Raw genomic sequence first — 14,706 nt, 5'->3', positions numbered from 1 at the left:
GCCTCGCCGCCGGCTCCGCGAACGGCGCATCGTATGCCGTGCGCGACGCTTCCCCACTCATCATTCCAGACGGAGACAGCCGATGCTCGTCCTGATTCTCGGTTTAGCGATCTTCCTCGGTGTGCACTCGATCCGGATCGTCGCCGACGGCTGGCGCTCCGCGATGATCGCGCGAATCGGCGAGAAAGGCTGGAAGGCCGGTTATGCGATCGCGTCGATCGTCGGCTTCGTGCTGATCGTCCGCGGCTACGGGATCGCGCGCGAGAGTGCGACGCTACTGTGGGTGTCGCCCGTCGGCGTGCGCCACCTCACCGGCATGCTGACCGCCTTCGCGTTCGTGCTGATCGCCGCATCGTATGTGCCGCGCAACCGGATCAAGACGCTCGTCGGGCATCCGATGCTGGCCGGCGTGATGGTCTGGGCGGTCGCGCACCTGCTGATGAACGGCACGGTGCACGCGGTTGTGCTGTTCGGCGCGTTCCTCGTGTGGTCGCTCGTCGATTTCGTCGTGTCGCGTACGCGCGATCGCCGCGACGGCGTTCGTTATCCGGCCGGCGGGCTGCCGGGCGACGCGGTGGCGATCGCGGCCGGGCTCGTCGTGTGGGCCGTGTTCGCGCTGTTCCTGCACGGCCCGCTGATCGGCGTGCGGCCGTTCGGCTGAACGCGCACGCCGGCCCGGACCGGCAGTCACGGCAGGAAATCGTGGAGGAGCGCGCCGAGCGGCATCGCTTTGTGCCTGGCAGCAGGCGGTGAATCGGAATGACTGCCGCAGCGGCGGCAACGGTGTGCGTGCGTCAGATCGGCTTGACGAACAACCCGACGGTGAGCAACGCGCCGATGCAGACGATCCCGATCCGCAGCACGCGTTCGTTCACGCGATGCAGCGCCCATGTGCCGAGCAGCCCGCCGACGATCGCGCCGCCGCCGAGCGCGAGTGCCGCGCCCCAGTGCAGATGCGGCGACGTCAGGAACAGCACGACGGCCGATGCGTTCATCACGCCCGCGAGCGCGTTCTTCGTCGACATCGCGTGACGCGGCGACAGGCCGGCCATCGTCAGCGTGGCCATCATCAGGAAGCCGAGCCCGCCGCCGAAGTAACCGCCGTAGATCGCGATCATGAACTGCGAGATCGCGGCCGGAATCGTGCCGAGGTGCGCGGCGCCTTCGCTCGGCTTGCGGAAAAAGCTGCCCCACGCGAACACGATCGTCGCGAACAGCACGAGCCACGGCACGAGGCGCGAGAAGATCGACGAAGGCGTCTTCAGCAACAGCAGCCCGCCGAGCGCGCCGCCGACCACGCTGATCGCGAACAGTGCGCGAAACGACAGCTTGCCGGCGCCGCGCACCATGCTTCGGCTCGCCCAGCCCGTCGTGACCTGCGCGGGAAACAGCGCGACCGTCGACGTGATGTTTGCCGCGAGCGGCGACATGCCCGACACGATCAGCGCGGGCAGCGTGATGAACGAGCCACCGCCCGCGAGGGTGTTCTGCAGGCCGGCCCAGAGGCCGGCGAGGATGACGAGGGTGAGCATCGGTGCGGGAACGGGGAGGTGGCTGGGCTCGCTTGCCGGAAGCGGGCAGGCGCGGCGGACGCACGATGGTAATGCAGGATCGCGGGCGCGGGAAGGCGGAACGCCGGGATCATCCGGGGAGCCGATGCGGAACGTCCGTCGCGCCGTGGCGCGGTCGAACGTGCCGGCCGGATTCGGCTCGGCGGCTGTTCCGGCCAGGAGAACGCCCGATTTAATGTTTTATCACGATGGGCCTATTTGAAAGATGCTAAATTCGCCCGTCGATATCTCAGAAATTGGAAAGGGCAGACAGATGCTGAAGAAATTGGCCGGAATGGCAGTGGTGGTCGGTATGACGGCGGTGGCGTCGCTGCCTGCCGTGGCAAGCGACACGAACAACGCACTGGGCGGCGCGCTGGGTGGCGTCGCAGGCGCGGCGGTCGGCAACGCAGTCGGCGGGAGCACGGGTGCCATCATCGGCGGCGCCGTGGGCGGTGGCGCGGGCGGTGCGGTGACGTCGAACAAACGCGAACGCACGGGCGCCGTCGTCGGTGGCGCACTGGGCGGTGGCGCGGGTGCCGCCGCGGGCAACGCGATGGGCGGCACGGCCGGCAGCCTCGTCGGCGCCGCCGTGGGCGGCGGCGCGGGTGCGGCGCTGGGCGGCCACGTGTCGCGCAACAACTCGCGTTCCAACGATTACTACCGCGGCAACAAGCACAAGAACAAGAAGCGCTACAAGCACGACGACTGATCGGCGGGGCCCCATCGAGCCGCAGTGGAGCGGGCGGCGAAGCGCACATCGTCGCGATGTCGTCCCGCAGTTCCCCGGCGAGTGCCGATCTTGCCGGGTAGCCGCGCATGCCTCCGTGATCGCCGTGCATGAATGGCGACCGAGGCGACCGAGGCGGTCAAGCAGTCATTCCGCCGTTCCGTCTTCGGTTATCAGCGCCTTGAGCACCATGCTCGAGATGGTGCGGTAAGCCGCGTCGAAATCGTCGCTTCCCAGCGTGCGCTTGCCGAGCACCAGCAGCATCTGGGGAGCGAAATCCGCATACGCCTGCGTGGCTGCCCAGATCAGGAAGAACAGGTGCTCCGCATCGACCTGCCTGACCTTGCCTGCCTCGATCCAGCGTTCGAGCACGCGGATGTCGTCGCGCAACACCGGAATCAGTTGCTTGCGGATTTCCTTTCCGTAGGTCTTCGCTCCGCCGATGATCTCCCGCGCAAAAACCCGCGATCCATGCGGGCGATTTCTGGAGAATTCCAGTTTGGCCCGGATATAGGCCGACATCGCTTCCGCGGGCTCGCGATCGGGCGCCGCAAACTCCCGCATCCTGCCGAGCCAGTCGCGCAATACGTCGTCCAGCACGCGTTTGTAGAGCGCCAGCTTCGTCGGGAAGTAGTACATCAGGTTCTGCTTCGACAGGCCGGCGGCCGCCGCGATCGTCGCCACGGAACTCCCCTCGAATCCGTACGTGGAAAACGATTCTTCGGCAGCGGCGAGAATGGCCGCCTCGAGCGTGTCGCGCAGCGCTTCTCGCCGGCCGTGGGGCCGGGCGGGCGTTCCTGCGGTCGGCCCGGACGGGTTCATCGTTTTTCTTCCACAAGCATGTCGGACCAGCGTCGGCGCCCGCTCAATGCGTGCCCGCTTCAGGATAGGTGATGCGTTCAGGCGTGCGCTGCATGATGACCTTCCCGGCGCGAAGCGACAACTGCACCTTTGCCTGTTTGCGGATCACTTCATAGTCGCAATCCGCGTCGAGGATCAGCAGATTGGCCGGCCGCCCGACGGCGATGCCGTAGCGATCGCCCAGCGACATCGCATGTGCGCTGTGCTCCGTGACGAAGTCGAGGCAGCGCTGCAGGTCGTCATAACCGAGCATGTGACACACGTGCAGGCCGACGTCGAGGATGCGCAGAATGTTTCCGTTGCCGACGGGATACCACGGATCCTTGATCGAATCCTGTCCGAAGCACACGTTGATGCCGGCGCGATCGAGTTCCGCCACCCGCGTAATGCCGCGTCGTTTCGGGTAGGTGTCGAAACGCCCCTGCAGGTGGATGCTTTCGGTCGGACACGAAACAAAATGGATTCCCGACCGCTTCAGCAAGCGGAACAGCTTCGAGCAATAAGCGTTGTCGTAGGAACCCATGGCAGTCGTGTGGCTGGCGGTGACGCGCGCGCCCATCCCGCGAACCCGCGCTTCCTCGGCGAGCACCTCCAGGAAGCGCGAATGCGGATCGTCGGTTTCGTCGCAATGGACATCGACGAGGCAGCCCTTTCGTTCCGCGAGCTCCATCAGGAACCTGATGGAGCTCACGCCCTGGTCGCGAGTGTTCTCGAAATGCGGAATGCCGCCGACGACGTCGGCGCCCATGTCGATCGCGCGCTCCATCAGCTCACGTCCGTTCTCGAACGACTCGATGCCTTCCTGAGGGAAGGCGACGATCTGCAGGTCGATGAGATCGCGCGCCTCGTCCCTGACCTCGAGCATCGCCTTCAATGCCGCAAGCGTGTGATCGGTGACGTCCACATGCGTGCGCACGTGCTGGATGCCGTTGTCGCGCAACATCCCGATCGTGGTGTGGGCGCGGGCTTTCGTATCGTCATGCGTAATGGTGGCCTTGCGCTGGCCCCACCGCTCGATGCCTTCGAACAGCGTGCCGCTCATGTTCCACTCGGGGTCGCCCGCGGTCAGCGTTGCATCCAGATGGATATGCGGTTCGACCAGCGGCGGGATGACGAGATTGCCGCCTGCATCGATGACGGCGTTTCCTTGAAGCGCCAGCGGCGACGTCTGGGGCGCGATGTCGCGAATCGTGTCCGCATCGATGTCTATCGTGAAGAGGCCGCTATGGCCGCGCAATCTGGCGTTGACGATTTTCATGAGGATTCCTTTTGTTCGATGGAACGGAAGGGGGCGCAGCGGAATCATTCACCCTGGACGGACGGTTCGCGCGAGAAGGCGCGGGCAAGCTGCAGCAGAACGATGTAGGCGGCGGCAGACGCCGCGATGCCGACGATCGGCGCGATCCACGGCGACGTATAGGCGAGTATGGCGCCGATCGCATACGCGGCCAGGCCGACCGGATTGAAGCGCGGCAGGCGGGCGGTGGCAAGTGACGGGTATTTTCCGCGATGGCGGTACCAGTAGTCCGCCATGATCACGCCGCCGACGGGCGGAATGATCGAGCCGAGCAGCACCAGGAACGGAATCAGCAACTCGTACATCCCGCCGACCGCGAGCACGATGCCGATCGCCGCGCCCACGAGGACGAGCGTGCGGCGCCGCTCGGTGCGCAGCAGATGGCATCCGGCGGCCGCCACGTTGTACATCGTCGGCCCCTGGATGGTCCAGAGATTGAGGCACAGCATCACGACCGCTGCGATCGACAGGCCCTGCAGCATCATCACCTCGACGATGTCGGATTGCTGATAGACGATTGCGCAGTATGCGCCCGCGACGATCATCAGGCCGTTGCCCGCGAAGAACCCGATCATGCTTGCCGATACGGCGCTGCGCGCGCTGCGTGCGAGGCGCGTCCAGTTGGTTGCCTGGGTGGCGCCGCTGGCAAAGGTGCCGATGACCATGGTCACGGCAGCCGAGAACTGCATCGGATGAGACGGCACGACGTGCGTGAGGCCGGCCCAGCCGCCGATATCGCGGGTGGCGATCCAAATCGACGTCATCAGGAGCACGAACATCAACGGCACGGAGACGCGCGACAGCACATCCATGCCGCGATATCCGATGATGGCCGTGATCGAAAATCCGAAGCCGAAGACGATCATCAGCGGCGTGGTGACGGAAGCCGGCCACCCCAGCAGCTTGACCAATACGATGGCCACCGTTGCGGTTCCCCATGCGTACCAGCCGAGTTCGGCGAAGCCGAGCAGGAAATCGGACAGCTTGCTGCCGATTTCCCCAAAGCAGAATCGCCCCATCAGCACGGCATTCAGGCCGCTGCGGGCGGCAATCAGCGCCAGCGACGCCGCATAGGCGGCGAGCAACAGGTTTCCGATCACGGCGATCTGGATCATGCTGACGACGTCGAAGGCGACACCGATCTTGCCGCCGGCAAACATCGTTCCCGTGAAGAACGTGAAACTCAACAACACCATCGTGATGGACAGGAACCCGGTGCGTTTCTCGAGCGGGACTTCGCTTAGCGAGAATTCTCCGTGATCCGATCCGTCCGTCGGGCGTGAATCCTGGTTCGTGGGCATCTTGTCTCCCGGTCAGCGAATGATTGGGTCTGAAAGGGTTTGCGGGGCCGTGCCTGGATGGATGACGTGCTGGTTCGGCTCGTTATTCTCTCTGTCCAAAATTTTGACAAGGGTAAAAATTTGGGCCGGTCGGATGACAGGGAAAATCACCGCACCCGTGCAGTTCACGCGCGAGGCGTCACGTGTGTCAGCCGATCGATCGATACGGTTCATCGGGGTCCGGACTGGCGAAAACGGCGGAAACACGTCCATCCCGAAACGACGAGGAATTGTCGGCGGCCGGGAACGAGCGGGCAGAAGCGGCTGATGTCTTGTCTGGTTCGCAGCTGGTAGCGGATCGAGGAATCTCGACAGATTTCCCGCCAGCCCGTCGATATACCGCTTCCCGCGTGCGCTTGCCTCTGTGAAATTGTCGTGCTAATTTTTCATGAAATTTCTCGATGAGAATTTCACGGGAGTCCGCATGTTCGTGCAGTCCGACCGTCACGTCGCAAGCTACTACGCCGGCACCTACCCGGTGCCGATCCCGCGTCGTCCGGAACTGGACGAGCGCATCGACGCCGACGTGCTGGTTGTCGGCGCGGGATTCAGCGGGCTGCATACGGCGTTGCGCCTCGCGCTCGCCGGCAAGCGCGTCGTCGTGCTGGAGGCGAGTCGCGTCGCGTGGGCCGCGTCGGGCCGCAACGGCGGGCAGGCGCTGCTCGGCTGGTCGTGCGACATGCAGCCGCTCGAGGATTCGCTCGGCCGCGACGGCGCGCGCCTGCTATGGGACAGCATGCGCTGGGCTGCCGCCGAGGTGCGCGAACTGCCGGAGCGGCACGGTTTCGACATCGACTACCGGCCCGGCAGCCTGTGGGCCGCAGTGCGGCCGCGTCGTGTCGCGATGCTCGCGCAGGCCCGCGACGAGGCGGCCGAGCGCTGGGGCTACGACCGGCTGCGCGTGATCGGGCGTGACGAGATGCCCGAATGGATCGGCGGCACACGCTATCTCGCGGCGCTCCACGATCCGGAAGCCGGCCACCTGAATCCGCTGAAACTCGCGCTCGGCCTCGCGCAGGCGATCGAGCGCGCGGGCGGCCGCATCTTCGAGCAGAGCCGCGTGCTCGACTGTCGCGAGACGGCCGGCGGCCACATCGCCCGCACGGTGCGCGGCGAAGTGCGCGCGGACGTGCTCGTGCTTGCCTGTAATGCATACGTCGACCGGCTCGATCGCGATCTGGCGCGCCGACTGCTGCCGGTCGGCACCTACCAGGTCGCGACCGCGCCGCTCGCGCCCGACGTCGCGCGTTCGCTGCTGCCGCAGAACAGTTGCGTGATCGACAACCAGTTCGTGCCCGACTACTTCCGCCTGAGCCCCGACAACCGGCTGCTGTTCGGCGGCGGCTGCACGTATCTCGGCGGCATCCCGGCCGATATCGCGGCGGCGACGCGCCCGCACCTGGAACGTGTGTTCCCTCAACTGGCCGGCGTGCCGCTCGATTACGCGTGGGGCGGCCATATCGACATCAGCATGCGCCGTACGCCGGACATCGGCCGCCACGGGCAGCGTTTCTGGCTGCAGGGCTTCTCGGGGCACGGCGTGCTGCCGACGCTCGCCGGTGCGCGCGCGGTCGCCGACGCCGTGCTCGGCGACGAGCGCCTGCTCGCGCAATATCGGCGCATCCGCAACCCGCACTTCCCCGGCGGCGACCGGCTCGCCGCGCCGCTGGAAGCGCTCGGCAAGGCCTGGTACCGTTTGCGCGACACCGTCTGACCGTATCGGAACCCATCATGAACGAACAGGAAGAGATAGAAAGTCTGGCGATCCTGATCCGCGACCTGCGCAAGCATCGCAAGGTCACGCTGAACGACCTCGCCGAGCGGATCGGCCGCTCGGTCGGCTTTCTGTCGCAGGTCGAGCGCGGGCTGTCGCGCCCGACGGTCGCGGATCTGACCGCGATCGGCGAGGCGCTCGGCGTGCCGACCACGTATTTCTACAGCCTGAGCAAGCCGCGCAGCGTGCCGTGGGTCACGCGGCCCGACGAGCGGCGCACCGTGTATTACGCGGCCGGCATTACCGACATCCTCGTGTCGCCGAACATGCGCTCGCGCTTCTCGATCCTCGAAAGCCATCTCGCGCCGGGCGCGAGCAGCGGCGAGCGGCCCGTCGACGACAGCGACGAGCAGGGCGGTTTCGTGCTCGAAGGAGAACTGACGATCTGGATCGACGGCGACGAAACGCCCGTCACGCTCGGCCCGAACGATGCGTTCCAGCTTCCCGCGCACAAGCGGTTCCGTTATGCCAACCTGACCGACGCGCCGACGCGCGTGATCTGGGTGTTCACCTGAGTTGTCGGCGAGGCGGGCGGTGTTGCAGGCCACCGCGCCTCGCAGCATGTTTGCAGTACTGATTTAAATGCGGCATGCGTTGCCATGTGTGTCGCATGAATCCGGTTCGCCGCGCTGCGGCACCGCCATACAAGACATGGAAAGGATGAGACATGGATGACGTCGTTCCCGCGCTGGTCGGTGAAGTCCGCGCATTCCGGCAGGCGCACCCCGAGATTCGTTATGTCGACCTGATCTGCCTCGACCTGCCCGGGCACTTCTACGGCAAGCGCTACCCGATCGATGCGCTCGAGAAGGTCGCGTCGGGCTCGCTGCTGAAGCTGCCGCAGAACTGCGTGCTGCTCGGCACGCAAGGCGGCCTCTACAAGATCGGCGACTACTGCTTCAACGACGGCGACCCCGACGCGCCGCGCCGCCTGATCCCCGGCACGCTGAAGCCCGTGCGCTGGGAGCGGCAGCCGCTCGCGCAGATGCTGATCAGCTCCGACGGCACCGATGCGCCGATCGAGTTCGAGCCGCGCGAGGTGCTCGCGCGCGTGCTGCGACGCTTCGCGGCGCGCGGCATCCGGCCGGTCGTCGCGTTCGAGCTCGAGTTCTACCTGTTCGCCGCGCAGCTCGCGGAAGGGATGCCGCAGTACCCGCGCGATCGCCTGAGCGACGACCGCGACGATCAGCCGAACATGCATATCGAGCGCCTGTCGCGCTTCTCCGACGTGCTCCACGAGATGGTCGAGGCCGCGTGCGAACAGGGCGTCGATGCGACGGTGATCACCGCCGAGCTCGGGCCCGGCCAGTTCGAGATCAATTTCGGCCATACCGACGACGGGCTGCGCGCGGCCGACTGGTCGGCCCTGTTCTGCCGCAGCACGCGCGGCGTCGCGTTGCAGCACGGCTATCGCGCGAGCTTCATGGGCAAACCCTACCTGCATGCACCGGGCAGCGGGATGCACGTGCACGTGAGCCTGTACGACGACGCGGGGCGCAACCTGCTCGCGGCGGACGGGCAGCGCCCGCTGCGGCACGCGGTGGCCGGATGCCTCGCGCTGCTGCCGCATTGCATGCCCGTTTTTGCGCCGAATCACAACGCGTTCCGGCGCTATGGGTCGATGGTGAACGCGGCGAGCCGCGCAAGCTGGGGTTTCGAGGATCGCGATGCGTGCATCCGGATTCCCGAGTCGGATGCGCGCAACCTGCGGATCGAACACCGGCTCGCGAGCGCGGATGCGAATCCGTACCTGGTGCTCGCGGCGATTCTCGCCGGGATGGAGCACGGGCTCGATGCACGGATCGAACCGATCGCACCGCTCAATGAGGATCGCGGTAGCGGGATCGATTTTCCGAAGGAGATGCTGTCGGCCGTCGCGGCGATGCAGGATCATCCGGCCGTGCGTGAAGGGCTCGGCAGCGAGTTCGTCATGGTGTATTGCGAAAACAAGCGGCAGGAGGAGCTGGATTTCCGTAATGAAGTCAGCGCGCGGGAGTATCGGTGGTTCTTGTGATTGCCGCGCGCGTCGAAGAAGCAAATTAGGGAAGTGCGCGCCAATAGCGCACTTCCTCGATCGGCGTACCGTCGATCTCGAAGGTTTTGATGTCGTGTTCGGCGACGAAGCCTTCGCGTTCGTAGAATGCGCGTGCACGACGGTTTTCGACGAGTACCCAGAGCGATACCCATGCATGGCCCGCGTCGTGCAGCGATCGGCACGCATGGTCGACCAGCGCCGCGCCGATTCCTTGCCCGCAATACGACGGATGCAGATAGATCGCTTCGATTTCTCCCCATGCGCGATCCTTGTCGGTGTCGCGCGTCGGACCATAGGCGATCCAGCCCGCGGCGCCGTTGCCCGTGAATGCGAGCGCGACGCGCGGGCGGCCGGCGTCGAGCGCACATTGCCAGAAGGTCGTGCGTTTTTCGACCGACAAGCCGGCGAGGAATGGGGCCGGCATGATGTCCGTGTAGGTTGCCTGCCACGACGCGACGTGGATGTCGGCGATGGCTGCGGCATCGGCGGACGTGGCAGCGCGGATGTCGATCGTTGTCGTATTCGGTGTCATGCGTGCTCCGCCTGATTGCCGTGCCGTGCCGCGAAGCGCGTCGCGGCACGGCATCTTCAAAGCGCTTACTCGCCGAGCTTCGAGGCCACGCACCCCGTGCTTGTGCATTCACGCTCGCGTTCGCGCAGGAACGAAAGCCGCGACGCCGTCATGTCGGTCGCGCACTGGAGATCCACGAGGTAGCCGTTGTTGCGGGTTTCGCTGCACTGCGCGTCGCGCTGCTTCAGCCACGCGAGCTGGCCGGCCTTCAGCGTCGCCTGCTGATCGCCGCTCAGTTGCTTGCGCAGGCGGCCGTATTCGTCGTTGAGTTCGCGATCGGTCTGCGAGAACTGCGTGCTGCTGCAGTACACCTGGTCGAACGCGCTGTGCGGCTTCGCGCAGCCGGCCGCGTGCGCGGAGAACGGAATGGCAAGCGCGAGCAGCGCGCAGGATGCGAACAGATTCTTCATTTTCATTTTGATGCTCCTGACTGGGTGAAAACCGTTGAGCCCGATGGGCAATGCCGTCACTTCGGCGCCGTGCATGCGTCGATCCCGCCCGCGATCGCGGCGGACAGGCGCTGGATCGTCCCGCGTTGCGCGAGCCGCGCTTCTTCGTCGGGATTGACGATCACGCCGGCCTCGACGAGCACGGCCGGAATCGGCGCGGTGCGCAACACGACGAGATCGTCGAAGCGGTGGATGCCGAGTTGCGGGTCGATCAGCGGGCGATTCTCGCCGCGGATCGGCTGCGCGTGATACAGCGACGGCCGTTCGCCGGCCGCGACCAGCCGCTCGGCGATCGCCTTCGCGCAACGCAGGCTTTCCGCGTAGTGCGGATTGCGCTCCGACACGAACACCGAGAAGCCGCGGAATTCGCGCTGCCGGCCCGCGTCGATGAATTGCTGCTGCATCGAGTCGTGATGGATCGACACGAACAGGTTTGCGTCGGGCGCCTGCGTCGAACGCTGGTCGAGCGCGATCTCGCGGCCGTCGGCCGAGGTGCGCCGCACGCGGTCGCCGTGCGCGGCGAGCCTTTCCGCAACTGCGGCGGACAGATCGAGGTTGTACAGGTATTCGACACGGCCGCTCGCGCCGGTGGAACCAGGGTGAGCCGGCGTATGGCCGGTGTCGACGACGACGTAGCGCGCGGATGCGGGCTCGGTGCCTGCGGCGTCTGCCGCATGCAGCGCCAGCGGCGCGCCGAGCAGCGGGGCGCACGCGAGCACACGCGCGGCGGCACGCACGGACGGGCGAAGGCGTCGGATGGTTCGGTTCGTCATTGTTGTTGTCGAGGAGGGCATACGGCGCGTCGCACGGCGCGGCACCGTCGGCCTGCTCAATGCAGTCGGAATGTCGCGCGATTATAGCGGCTGGCGGCGGCGCCGCAATGACGAATGGCGGCCGTCAGGTGAGCACGCGCCGGGCGGCGAGCATGCCCCAGTACGACGCTTCCTCGAACAGCGACAGCCCGGACAGGTCCGCATGCGCGAACACGACGGGGCCGTCGGCATCGCGCAGCGCGAGCAGCCCCGGCCGGCTCAGGAAGCCGACGTCGGGCGTCGCCATCGCATGGCCGCGCACGGTGATCTCGAGTGCCGTCGCGTGTTTCCACAGCTCGCGCCCGTAGACAGCCTGCAGGTCGATCGCCGCCTGTTCGCGCAACGCGTCGGGCTTCGCCTGCGCGAGCCAGCGGCGCGTATCGTCCGGCGCTTGCGTGCTCAGCGCCTGATACGCGGAGAACACCGAGCGCGTCGGCGGCGACATCCGGATCAACTGGTGGGTGGACACGACATAACCGAGCCCTGCGCCGTCGTAGACGACGTTGTCCCACGCGAGCGGCACGCCCGCTTCTTCGGCCGGCATGCCGTCGAGCAGGAAGTTGGACACGAGCCACGGCGCGCGCGGCGGCAGGTCGCGCGCGGGCTCGAAGCCGTACGCGGAAAGCTGCGGAAACACGCGCGCCGCGACGAACAGCGGCATCGCGCACACGACGCGCCGCGCCTTCAGCGTGAACGTCGACAGCGCGCCGTCGTCGCCGATGCGCGCGCACAGCACGTCGACGCCGCCCGCGCGTTCGGTCGCGCGCACCGCGAAGCCGTCCCGCGACCATGCATTCGAGCCGGTGCGCGCGGTGATCGAATCGGCCAGCTTTGTCACCATCGTGTGCAGCCCGTCGGGCCAGGTCAGCACCGCGCCGTCGCTCGCGTCGCCTGCGTGGCCGCCGCGCGACGAGAAATAGTGCAGCCCCGCCCATGCGGACACGTGCTCGTATCCTGCGCCGTAGTCGTCGCGGCAGCAGTAGTTCAGGTACCAGTGCAGCGCCTTCGCGGTGTAGCCCTCGTCGAGCAGCCACTGGCGGAACGAGCGCCGATCGAGCGCGCGCCAGCGTGGGTCGCGCGACGATTCGGCGATCGGGATGCAGAACACCTTGCGGCCGTCTGCGCCGCGTGCGGCGCGCAGCCCGTCCGTGTATGCGAAGAAGCGTGCCTGCTGCGCGAGTTCGTCGGCGCCGAGGCCGGCCGTCGGCACGATGCCGTCCTGCCACTGCCCGGCGATGAAGAGCCGTTCGTCGGGCGCGTGCACGAGCGCGCGCTCGTCGTACACGGGGCGCGCGGAGAGCGGTGCGGATTCGATCACGCCGAGATCGGCGAGCATGTCGCGCAGATGCGCGGATTCGAGCGACGGCAGTGGCAGGTAGTGCGCGCCTTTCGGATAACCGAGATCGCCGAAGCGGCCGCCGGCCGCATTGCCGCCGAATTCGGGGCCCGCGAGCACCGCGAAGCGCTTGTGGCCCGCTCGTGCGAGCTGCCATGCGCACGACAGCCCCGCCGCGCCCGCGCCGAGGATCGCGACGTCGGTTTCGATCGTGCCGGACGGCGGCGGCAGCGCGCCATGGTCGCGCAGCGCATGGCCTTCGCGCATGCCGGGGTAGCCGATGCGCGGCGTTGTCTCGATCCAGCCGGTGCGGCCGCATGCGGCGAGCGACGCGGCCGCCGACGCGACGAGGAACGTGCGGCGGTCCATCAGCGCAGCACGTGCTTCCAGTCGTCGTCGAAGCGGCGCACGAGCGGCTGGTCGTTGAGTTCGTTCGGCGACATCGACAGCGCCGGCATGTCGGCCGGGAAGTGGAACATCTCGGCGGCCGTCTGCGCGTCGAGCCAGCGCGTCGGCACCGAGTAGTGCGTCGGCACCGTGAAGTCGCGGCGCTTGCCGGCGATCACGAAACCCCAGTCGCCGAACGACGGCACGTAGCAGTGGTACGGCCAGGTATTGAGCCCGGCTTCGTGCAGCGTCGCGATGATGGTCCAGTACGCGTGCGGCGCGAAATACGGCGACGTCGACTGGATCACCGCGTAGCCGTTCTCCGACAGGTGGCGCGCGAGCAGCCGGAACACCGGCACCGAATACAGGCGGCCGAGCCCGAAGTTGGTCGGATCGGGAAAGTCGACGACGATCGCGTCGTACACGTCGGCGTTCGATTCGAGCCAGCGCACCGCGTCGTCGTTGATCACGTGCACGCGCGGATTCTTCAGCGAGCCCTGGTTCAGCTTGACGAGCGGCGCGGACGTCGAGAACAGCTTCGTCATCGCGGGATCGAGATCGACGAGCGTGATCTGCTCGAGGTTGCGGTGCTTGAGCAGTTCGCGCACCGCGAGGCCGTCGCCGCCGCCGAGCACGAGCACGCGTTTCGCCCACGGCAGCGCGTCGATCGTCGGATGGATCAGCGCCTCGTGATAACGGTGCTCGTCGCGCGACGAGAACTGCAGGTTGCCGTTCAGGTACAGCCGCATGTCGTCGTGCCACTGCGTGAGCACGATGCGCTGGTACGGCGTCGTTTCCGAATAGATCGTCTCGTCGCCGTACACGCCGTGTTCGGCCCAGTGCGTGATGCGGTCCGACAGCGCGAAGCCGGCGACGAGCAGCCCGATCACGAGCGCCGCGCGCATCAGCTTGCCGCGCACGTTGCGGATCTCGTCGCGGAACAGGTGGGTCGTCCACAGTGCGACGAATGCGTTCAGGATCCCGAACAGGAAGCTCGTGCGCAGCAGGCCGAGACGCGGCGCGAGCACGAGCGGGAAGATCAGCGACACGGCGAGCGAGCCGAGATAGTCGAAGGTCAGCACTTCGCTGACGGTATGGCGGAACGCCTGGCGCCGCTGCTGGAACGCGCGCATAACGAGCGGGATCTCCATCCCGATCAGCATGCCGAGCGCAAGCACCAGCGCGTAGAGCGCCGCGCGGAACGGCGCGGCGAGCCATGCGAACACCGCGAACAGCAGTGCGGCCGACACGCCGCCGAGCAGGCCGACGAGCAGCTCGATGTCGACGAAGCGGTCGAGCACGTCGTCGTCCTCGACGAACTTCGCGAGCCACGAGCCGATCCCCATCGCGAACAGGTAGCAGCCGATCACCGACGAGAACTGCAGGATCGAATCGCCGAGCAGGTAGCTCGACAGCGCGCTGCTGATCAGTTCGTAGCCGAGCCCGCACGACGCGAGCACGAGGATCGACAGGACGAGCGCACGCTTATGCAGCATGGGATGTCCGTTGTGCAGCGGTCGTCAATGTGGATATACTGGCGCGGATTTTCGTGGGGCGGCCATCC

14 protein-coding genes are annotated in these 14,706 nt (G+C 66.7%); 5 read left to right on the top strand and 9 right to left on the bottom strand.

Features of this window, described 5'->3' with window-relative positions; translation table 11 throughout:
- Positions 1-82 precede the first annotated feature (82 nt).
- Positions 83-661 (top strand): NnrU family protein, encoded by a 579-nt coding sequence (locus OEJ37_RS10190; protein ID WP_174420848.1) that lies wholly within the window; start codon positions 83-85, stop codon positions 659-661.
- A gap of 133 nt (positions 662-794) precedes the next feature.
- Here OEJ37_RS10190 and OEJ37_RS10185 read toward each other — a convergent pair whose 3' ends face one another.
- A complete protein-coding gene (locus OEJ37_RS10185) occupies positions 795-1,532 on the bottom strand; it encodes a sulfite exporter TauE/SafE family protein (RefSeq protein WP_174420847.1) in 738 nt (245 codons plus the stop codon).
- 244 nt (positions 1,533-1,776) lie between these two features.
- Between OEJ37_RS10185 and OEJ37_RS10180 the strand changes: the two genes are divergently transcribed.
- Positions 1,777-2,262 carry a hypothetical protein gene (locus OEJ37_RS10180; protein ID WP_411859252.1) on the top strand — a complete coding sequence of 162 codons (486 nt, stop codon included), beginning with the start codon at positions 1,777-1,779 and terminating at the stop codon, positions 2,260-2,262.
- Positions 2,263-2,427: 165 nt separating this feature from the next.
- Here OEJ37_RS10180 and OEJ37_RS10175 read toward each other — a convergent pair whose 3' ends face one another.
- From OEJ37_RS10175 to codB, 3 genes are read right to left on the bottom strand one after another with little or no spacing between them, the layout of a single operon-like run.
- On the bottom strand, positions 2,428-3,102 hold the full coding sequence (locus tag OEJ37_RS10175; RefSeq protein ID WP_263344192.1) for a TetR/AcrR family transcriptional regulator: 675 nt from the start codon (positions 3,100-3,102) through the stop codon (positions 2,428-2,430).
- A gap of 43 nt (positions 3,103-3,145) precedes the next feature.
- Entirely contained in the window at positions 3,146-4,399 is a 1,254-nt protein-coding gene (gene codA, locus OEJ37_RS10170; RefSeq protein ID WP_263344191.1) for a cytosine deaminase, read from the bottom strand.
- A 44-nt stretch (positions 4,400-4,443) separates the two neighbouring features.
- Positions 4,444-5,739, bottom strand: a complete 1,296-nt coding sequence (gene codB / locus OEJ37_RS10165; RefSeq protein WP_263344190.1) for a cytosine permease — start codon at positions 5,737-5,739, stop codon at positions 4,444-4,446.
- A gap of 463 nt (positions 5,740-6,202) precedes the next feature.
- Between codB and OEJ37_RS10160 the strand changes: the two genes are divergently transcribed.
- From OEJ37_RS10160 to OEJ37_RS10150, 3 genes are all read left to right on the top strand, one after another.
- The gene (locus OEJ37_RS10160; RefSeq protein WP_263344189.1) at positions 6,203-7,492 is read left to right on the top strand and encodes an NAD(P)/FAD-dependent oxidoreductase; all 1,290 of its coding nucleotides are present in this window, start codon (positions 6,203-6,205) and stop codon (positions 7,490-7,492) included.
- Between the two features lie 17 nt (positions 7,493-7,509).
- A complete protein-coding gene (locus OEJ37_RS10155) occupies positions 7,510-8,067 on the top strand; it encodes a helix-turn-helix domain-containing protein (protein ID WP_105391158.1) in 558 nt (185 codons plus the stop codon).
- Positions 8,068-8,219: 152 nt separating this feature from the next.
- Positions 8,220-9,566 (top strand): glutamine synthetase family protein, encoded by a 1,347-nt coding sequence (locus tag OEJ37_RS10150; protein ID WP_263344188.1) that lies wholly within the window; start codon positions 8,220-8,222, stop codon positions 9,564-9,566.
- Positions 9,567-9,591: 25 nt separating this feature from the next.
- On the opposite strand, the gene OEJ37_RS10145 is transcribed toward OEJ37_RS10150, so the two are convergent.
- The 5 genes from OEJ37_RS10145 to OEJ37_RS10125 all read right to left on the bottom strand — a co-directional run bounded on the left by OEJ37_RS10145 (position 9,592) and on the right by OEJ37_RS10125 (position 14,638).
- On the bottom strand, positions 9,592-10,119 hold the full coding sequence (locus tag OEJ37_RS10145) for a GNAT family N-acetyltransferase (protein WP_175918382.1): 528 nt from the start codon (positions 10,117-10,119) through the stop codon (positions 9,592-9,594).
- A gap of 65 nt (positions 10,120-10,184) precedes the next feature.
- Positions 10,185-10,574: a lysozyme inhibitor LprI family protein gene (locus tag OEJ37_RS10140; RefSeq protein WP_263344187.1), complete on the bottom strand. Its 390-nt coding sequence runs from the start codon at positions 10,572-10,574 to the stop codon at positions 10,185-10,187.
- 50 nt (positions 10,575-10,624) lie between these two features.
- Positions 10,625-11,380 (bottom strand): N-acetylmuramoyl-L-alanine amidase, encoded by a 756-nt coding sequence (locus tag OEJ37_RS10135; RefSeq protein ID WP_174419348.1) that lies wholly within the window; start codon positions 11,378-11,380, stop codon positions 10,625-10,627.
- A 124-nt stretch (positions 11,381-11,504) separates the two neighbouring features.
- Positions 11,505-13,124: an NAD(P)-binding protein gene (locus tag OEJ37_RS10130; protein WP_263344186.1), complete on the bottom strand. Its 1,620-nt coding sequence runs from the start codon at positions 13,122-13,124 to the stop codon at positions 11,505-11,507.
- On the bottom strand, positions 13,124-14,638 hold the full coding sequence (locus OEJ37_RS10125) for a polyamine aminopropyltransferase (protein WP_175918378.1): 1,515 nt from the start codon (positions 14,636-14,638) through the stop codon (positions 13,124-13,126). Before OEJ37_RS10125 ends, OEJ37_RS10130 begins: the two co-directional genes overlap by 1 nt.
- Positions 14,639-14,706: the final 68 nt, after the last annotated feature.

The sequence above is a fragment of the Burkholderia sp. BKH01 genome (genome assembly GCF_025685725.1).
GTDB lineage: Bacteria > Pseudomonadota > Gammaproteobacteria > Burkholderiales > Burkholderiaceae > Burkholderia > Burkholderia pyrrocinia_C.
The sequence above is the reverse complement of the archived record's forward strand: the minus strand, read 5'-3'. Positions and strand labels throughout refer to the sequence as shown.